Raw genomic sequence first — 8,009 nt, 5'->3', positions numbered from 1 at the left:
TAGGGAGCATACGGGCCGAACAGTTCAGCGGCGAGTGACTACGTGCTGGACGCGACGAGCAAGGATGTGTCGGCGGTGATAACGGCGAAGTCGGTAACGCTGAGTGGGGTGAAGACCTATAGCGGGACGACGGGTCTGAGTGGGTCGGTAACGATAGGCGGCCTGTTGAGCGGCCAGACGCTGAACTATAGCGGCTCGACAGCCAGTGACGCGCATGTATCGACGACGAACAAGTATATCAGTGCGATAACGCTGCTTGACGGAACGGGTCTGGCGAGTAACTATGCGTTGCCGAGCCTGACGGGGTACAGCGCGGGAGTGAACAGCGTGACGATCAATGCGGCGACGCTGACGCCGACGGTGACGAACGCGGGCGTGACGAAGACGTACGACACGACGACGGATGCGCCAGGCGGGTTTACGGCGACGTACAGCTACAGCGGTCTGGTGAGCGGTGACACGTCAGCGACGTTGAGCAACAGTGGAAGCGCCTATAACAGTGCGAATGTCGTCGGAGCCAACAAGGTAACGGTAAGCGGCCTGTCGATAGGGAGCATAACGGGCACGAACAGTTCAGCGGCGAGTGACTACGTGCTGGACGCGACGAGCAAGGATGTGTCGGCGACGATAACGGCGAAGTCGGTAACGCTGAGTGGGGTGAAGACGTATAGCGGGACGACGGGTCTGAGTGGGTCGGTAACGATAGGCGGCCTGTTGAGCGGCCAGACGCTGGGCTATAGCGGCTCGACAGCCAGTGACGCGCATGTATCGACGACGAACAAGTATATCAGTGCGATAACGCTGCTTGACGGAACGGGTCTTGCGAGTAACTATGCGTTGCCGAGCCTGACGGGGTACAGCGCGGGAGTGAACAGCGTGACGATCAATGCGGCGACGCTGACGCCGACGGTGACGAACGCGGGCGTGACGAAGACGTACGACACGACGACGGATGCGCCAGGCGGGTTTACGGCGACGTACAGCTACAGCGGTCTGGTGAGCGGTGACACGTCAGCGACGTTGAGCAACAGTGGAAGCGCCTATAACAGTGCGAATGTCGTCGGAGCCAACAAGGTAACGGTAAGCGGTCTGTCGATAGGGAGCATAACGGGCACGAACAGTTCAGCGGCGAGTGACTACGTGCTGGACGCGACGAGCAAGGATGTGTCGGCGACGATAACGGCGAAGTCGGTAACGCTGAGTGGGGTGAAGACGTATAGCGGGACGACGGGTCTGAGTGGGTCGGTAACGATAGGCGGCCTGTTGAGCGGCCAGACGCTGGGCTATAGCGGCTCGACAGCCAGTGACGCGCATGTATCGACGACGAACAAGTATATCAGTGCGATAACGCTGCTTGACGGAACGGGTCTTGCGAGTAACTATGCGTTGCCGAGCCTGACGGGGTACAGCGCGGGAGTGAACAGCGTGACGATCAATGCGGCAACGCTGACGCCGACGGTGACGAACGCGGGCGTGACGAAGACGTACGACACGACGACGGATGCGCCAGGCGGGTTTACGGCGACGTACAGCTACAGCGGTCTGGTGAGCGGAGACACGTCAGCGACGTTGAGCAACAGTGGAAGCGCCTATAACAGTGCGAATGTCGTCGGAGCCAACAAGGTAACGGTAAGCGGCCTGTCGATAGGGAGCATAACGGGCACGAACAGTTCAGCGGCGAGTGACTACGTGCTGGACGCGACGAGCAAGGATGTGTCGGCGACGATAACGGCGAAGTCGGTAACGCTGAGTGGGGTGAAGACGTATAGCGGGACGACGGGTCTGAGTGGGTCGGTAACGATAGGCGGCCTGTTGAGCGGCCAGACGCTGGGCTATAGCGGCTCGACAGCCAGTGACGCGCATGTATCGACGACGAACAAGTATATCAGTGCGATAACGCTGCTTGACGGAACGGGTCTTGCGAGTAACTATGCGTTGCCGAGCCTGACGGGGTACAGCGCGGGAGTGAACAGCGTGACGATCAATGCGGCGACGCTGACGCCGACGGTGACGAACGCGGGCGTGACGAAGACGTACGACACGACGACGGATGCGCCAGGCGGGTTTACGGCGACGTACAGCTACAGCGGTCTGGTGAGCGGTGACACGTCAGCGACGTTGAGCAACAGTGGAAGCGCCTATAACAGTGCGAATGTCGTCGGAGCCAACAAGGTAACGGTAAGCGGTCTGTCGATAGGGAGCATAACGGGCACGAACAGTTCAGCGGCGAGTGACTACGTGCTGGACGCGACGAGCAAGGATGTGTCGGCGACGATAACGGCGAAGTCGGTAACGCTGAGTGGGGTGAAGACCTATAGCGGGACGACGGGTCTGAGTGGGTCGGTAACGATAGGCGGCCTGTTGAGCGGCCAGACGCTGGGCTATAGCGGCTCGACAGCCAGTGACGCGCATGTATCGACGACGAACAAGTATATCAGTGCGATAACGCTGCTTGACGGAACGGGTCTGGCGAGTAATTATGCGTTGCCGAGCCTGACGGGGTACAGCGCGGGAGTGAACAGCGTGACGATCAATGCGGCGACGCTGACGCCGACGGTGACGAACGCGGGCGTGACGAAGACGTACGACACGACGACGGATGCGCCAGGCGGGTTTACGGCGACGTACAGCTACAGCGGTCTGGTGAGCGGTGACACGTCAGCGACGTTGAGCAACAGTGGAAGCGCCTATAACAGTGCGAATGTCGTCGGAGCCAACAAGGTAACGGTAAGCGGCCTGTCGATAGGGAGCATAACGGGCACGAACAGTTCAGCGGCGAGTGACTACGTGCTGGACGCGACGAGCAAGGATGTGTCGGCGACAATAACGGCGAAGTCGGTAACGCTGAGTGGGGTGAAGACGTATAGCGGCACGACGGGTCTGAGTGGGTCGGTAACGATAGGCGGCCTGTTGAGCGGCCAGACGCTGGGCTATAGCGGCTCGACAGCCAGTGACGCGCATGTATCGACGACGAACAAGTATATCAGTGCGATAACGCTGCTTGACGGAACGGGTCTTGCGAGTAACTATGCGTTGCCGAGCCTGACGGGGTACAGCGCGGGAGTGAACAGCGTGACGATCAATGCGGCGACGCTGACGCCGACGGTGACGAACGCGGGCGTGACGAAGACGTACGACACGACGACGGATGCGCCAGGCGGGTTTACGGCGACGTACAGCTACAGCGGTCTGGTGAGCGGTGACACGTCAGCGACGTTGAGCAACAGTGGAAGCGCCTATAACAGTGCGAATGTCGTCGGAGCCAACAAGGTAACGGTAAGCGGCCTGTCGATAGGGAGCATAACGGGCACGAACAGTTCAGCGGCGAGTGACTACGTGCTGGACGCGACGAGCAAGGATGTGTCGGCGACGATAACGGCGAAGTCGGTAACGCTGAGTGGGGTGAAGACGTATAGCGGGACGACGGGTCTGAGTGGGTCGGTAACGATAGGCGGCCTGTTGAGCGGCCAGACGCTGGGCTATAGCGGCTCGACAGCCAGTGACGCGCATGTATCGACGACGAACAAGTATATCAGTGCGATAACGCTGCTTGACGGAACGGGTCTTGCGAGTAACTATGCGTTGCCGAGCCTGACGGGGTACAGCGCGGGAGTGAACAGCGTGACGATCAATGCGGCAACGCTGACGCCGACGGTGACGAACGCGGGCGTGACGAAGACGTACGACACGACGACGGATGCGCCAGGCGGGTTTACGGCGACGTACAGCTACAGCGGTCTGGTGAGCGGAGACACGTCAGCGACGTTGAGCAACAGTGGAAGCGCCTATAACAGTGCGAATGTCGTCGGAGCCAACAAGGTAACGGTAAGCGGCCTGTCGATAGGGAGCATAACGGGCACGAACAGTTCAGCGGCGAGTGACTACGTGCTGGACGCGACGAGCAAGGATGTGTCGGCGACGATAACGGCGAAGTCGGTAACGCTGAGTGGGGTGAAGACGTATAGCGGCACGACGGGTCTGAGTGGGTCGGTAACGATAGGCGGCCTGTTGAGCGGCCAGACGCTGGGCTATAGCGGCTCGACAGCCAGTGACGCGCATGTATCGACGACGAACAAGTATATCAGTGCGATAACGCTGCTTGACGGCACGGGTCTTGCGAGTAACTATGCGTTGCCGAGCCTGACGGGGTACAGCGCGGGAGTGAACAGCGTGACGATCAATGCGGCGACGCTGACGCCGACGGTGACGAACGCGGGCGTGACGAAGACGTACGACACGACGACGGATGCGCCAGGCGGGTTTACGGCGACGTACAGCTACAGCGGTCTGGTGAGCGGAGACACGTCAGCGACGTTGAGCAACAGTGGAAGCGCCTATAACAGTGCGAATGTCGTCGGAGCCAACAAGGTAACGGTAAGCGGCCTGTCGATAGGGAGCATAACGGGCACGAACAGTTCAGCGGCGAGTGACTACGTGCTGGACGCGACGAGCAAGGATGTGTCGGCGACGATAACGGCGAAGTCGGTAACGCTGAGTGGGGTGAAGACGTATAGCGGCACGACGGGTCTGAGTGGGTCGGTAACGATAGGCGGCCTGTTGAGCGGCCAGACGCTGGGCTATAGCGGCTCGACAGCCAGTGACGCGCATGTATCGACGACGAACAAGTATATCAGTGCGATAACGCTGCTTGACGGAACGGGTCTGGCGAGTAACTATGCGTTGCCGAGCCTGACGGGGTACAGCGCGGGAGTGAACAGCGTGACGATCAATGCGGCGACGCTGACGCCGACGGTGACGAACGCGGGCGTGACGAAGACGTACGACACGACGACGGATGCGCCAGGCGGGTTTACGGCGACGTACAGCTACAGCGGTCTGGTGAGCGGTGACACGTCAGCGACGTTGAGCAACAGTGGAAGCGCCTATAACAGTGCGAATGTCGTCGGAGCCAACAAGGTAACGGTAAGCGGTCTGTCGATAGGGAGCATAACGGGCACGAACAGTTCAGCGGCGAGTGACTACGTGCTGGACGCGACGAGCAAGGATGTGTCGGCGACGATAACGGCGAAGTCGGTAACGCTGAGTGGGGTGAAGACGTATAGCGGGACGACGGGTCTGAGTGGGTCGGTAACGATAGGCGGCCTGTTGAGCGGCCAGACGCTGGGCTATAGCGGCTCGACAGCAAGTGACGCGCATGTATCGACGACGAACAAGTATATCAGTGCGATAACGCTGCTTGACGGAACGGGTCTTGCGAGTAACTATGCGTTGCCGAGCCTGACGGGGTACAGCGCGGGAGTGAACAGCGTGACGATCAATGCGGCAACGCTGACGCCGACGGTGACGAACGCGGGCGTGACGAAGACGTACGACACGACGACGGATGCGCCAGGCGGGTTTACGGCGACGTACAGCTACAGCGGTCTGGTGAGCGGAGACACGTCAGCGACGTTGAGCAACAGTGGAAGCGCCTATAACAGTGCGAATGTCGTCGGAGCCAACAAGGTAACGGTAAGCGGTCTGTCGATAGGGAGCATAACGGGCACGAACAGTTCAGCGGCGAGTGACTACGTGCTGGACGCGACGAGCAAGGATGTGTCGGCGACGATAACGGCGAAGTCGGTAACGCTGAGTGGGGTGAAGACGTATAGCGGGACGACGGGTCTGAGTGGGTCGGTAACGATAGGCGGCCTGTTGAGCGGCCAGACGCTGGGCTATAGCGGCTCGACAGCAAGTGACGCGCATGTATCGACGACGAACAAGTATATCAGTGCGATAACGCTGCTTGACGGAACGGGTCTTGCGAGTAACTATGCGTTGCCGAGCCTGACGGGGTACAGCGCGGGAGTGAACAGCGTGACGATCAATGCGGCGACGCTGACGCCGACGGTGACGAACGCGGGCGTGACGAAGACGTACGACACGACGACGGATGCGCCAGGCGGGTTTACGGCGACGTACAGCTACAGCGGTCTGGTGAGCGGTGACACGTCAGCGACGTTGAGCAACAGTGGAAGCGCCTATAACAGTGCGAATGTCGTCGGAGCCAACAAGGTAACGGTAAGCGGTCTGTCGATAGGGAGCATAACGGGCACGAACAGTTCAGCGGCGAGTGACTACGTGCTGGACGCGACGAGCAAGGATGTGTCGGCGACAATAACGGCGAAGTCGGTAACGCTGAGTGGGGTGAAGACGTATAGCGGGACGACGGGTCTGAGTGGGTCGGTAACGATAGGCGGCCTGTTGAGCGGCCAGACGCTGGGCTATAGCGGCTCGACAGCCAGTGACGCGCATGTATCGACGACGAACAAGTATATCAGTGCGATAACGCTGCTTGACGGAACGGGTCTTGCGAGTAATTATGCGTTGCCGAGCCTGACGGGGTACAGCGCGGGAGTGAACAGCGTGACGATCAATGCGGCAACGCTGACGCCGACGGTGACGAACGCGGGCGTGACGAAGACGTACGACACGACGACGGATGCGCCAGGCGGGTTTACGGCGACGTACAGCTACAGCGGTCTGGTGAGCGGAGACACGTCAGCGACGTTGAGCAACAGTGGAAGCGCCTATAACAGTGCGAATGTCGTCGGAGCCAACAAGGTAACGGTAAGCGGCCTGTCGATAGGGAGCATAACGGGCACGAACAGTTCAGCGGCGAGTGACTACGTGCTGGACGCGACGAGCAAGGATGTGTCGGCGACGATAACGGCGAAGTCGGTAACGCTGAGTGGGGTGAAGACGTATAGCGGCACGACGGGTCTGAGTGGGTCGGTAACGATAGGCGGCCTGTTGAGCGGCCAGACGCTGGGCTATAGCGGCTCGACAGCCAGTGACGCGCATGTATCGACGACGAACAAGTATATCAGTGCGATAACGCTGCTTGACGGAACGGGTCTTGCGAGTAACTATGCGTTGCCGAGCCTGACGGGGTACAGCGCGGGAGTGAACAGCGTGACGATCAATGCGGCGACGCTGACGCCGACGGTGACGAACGCGGGCGTGACGAAGACGTACGACACGACGACGGATGCGCCAGGCGGGTTTACGGCGACGTACAGCTACAGCGGTCTGGTGAGCGGTGACACGTCAGCGACGTTGAGCAACAGTGGAAGCGCCTATAACAGTGCGAATGTCGTCGGAGCCAACAAGGTAACGGTAAGCGGCCTGTCGATAGGGAGCATAACGGGCACGAACAGTTCAGCGGCGAGTGACTACGTGCTGGACGCGACGAGCAAGGATGTGTCGGCGACGATAACGGCGAAGTCGGTAACGCTGAGTGGGGTGAAGACGTATAGCGGGACGACGGGTCTGAGTGGGTCGGTAACGATAGGCGGCCTGTTGAGCGGCCAGACGCTGGGCTATAGCGGCTCGACAGCCAGTGACGCGCATGTATCGACGACGAACAAGTATATCAGTGCGATAACGCTGCTTGACGGAACGGGTCTTGCGAGTAACTATGCGTTGCCGAGCCTGACGGGGTACAGCGCGGGAGTGAACAGCGTGACGATCAATGCGGCAACGCTGACGCCGACGGTGACGAACGCGGGCGTGACGAAGACGTACGACACGACGACGGATGCGCCAGGCGGGTTTACGGCGACGTACAGCTACAGCGGTCTGGTGAGCGGAGACACGTCAGCGACGTTGAGCAACAGTGGAAGCGCCTATAACAGTGCGAATGTCGTCGGAGCCAACAAGGTAACGGTAAGCGGTCTGTCGATAGGGAGCATAACGGGCACGAACAGTTCAGCGGCGAGTGACTACGTGCTGGACGCGACGAGCAAGGATGTGTCGGCGACGATAACGGCGAAGTCGGTAACGCTGAGTGGGGTGAAGACGTATAGCGGGACGACGGGTCTGAGTGGGTCGGTAACGATAGGCGGCCTGTTGAGCGGCCAGACGCTGGGCTATAGCGGCTCGACAGCAAGTGACGCGCATGTATCGACGACGAACAAGTATATCAGTGCGATAACGCTGCTTGACGGAACGGGTCTTGCGAGTAACTATGCGTTGCCGAGCCCTGACGGGGTACAGCGCGGGAGTGA

Annotated in this window: 1 protein-coding gene; it reads left to right on the top strand. The window is 60.1% G+C overall.

The genetic code is table 11. The features are described 5' to 3' along the window. Nucleotides 1-42: 42 nt before the first annotated feature. Nucleotides 43-8,009, top strand: a 7,967-nt coding sequence (locus CFERDRAFT_RS11445; RefSeq protein ID WP_040433857.1) for a YDG domain-containing protein, incomplete at its 3' end; no start/stop codon positions are given.

This window comes from Chlorobium ferrooxidans DSM 13031 (genome assembly GCF_000168715.1).
Lineage (GTDB): Bacteria > Bacteroidota > Chlorobiia > Chlorobiales > Chlorobiaceae > Chlorobium > Chlorobium ferrooxidans.
Note: the sequence above shows the minus strand (reverse complement) of the source record. Positions and strands in the feature narration are given on the sequence as shown.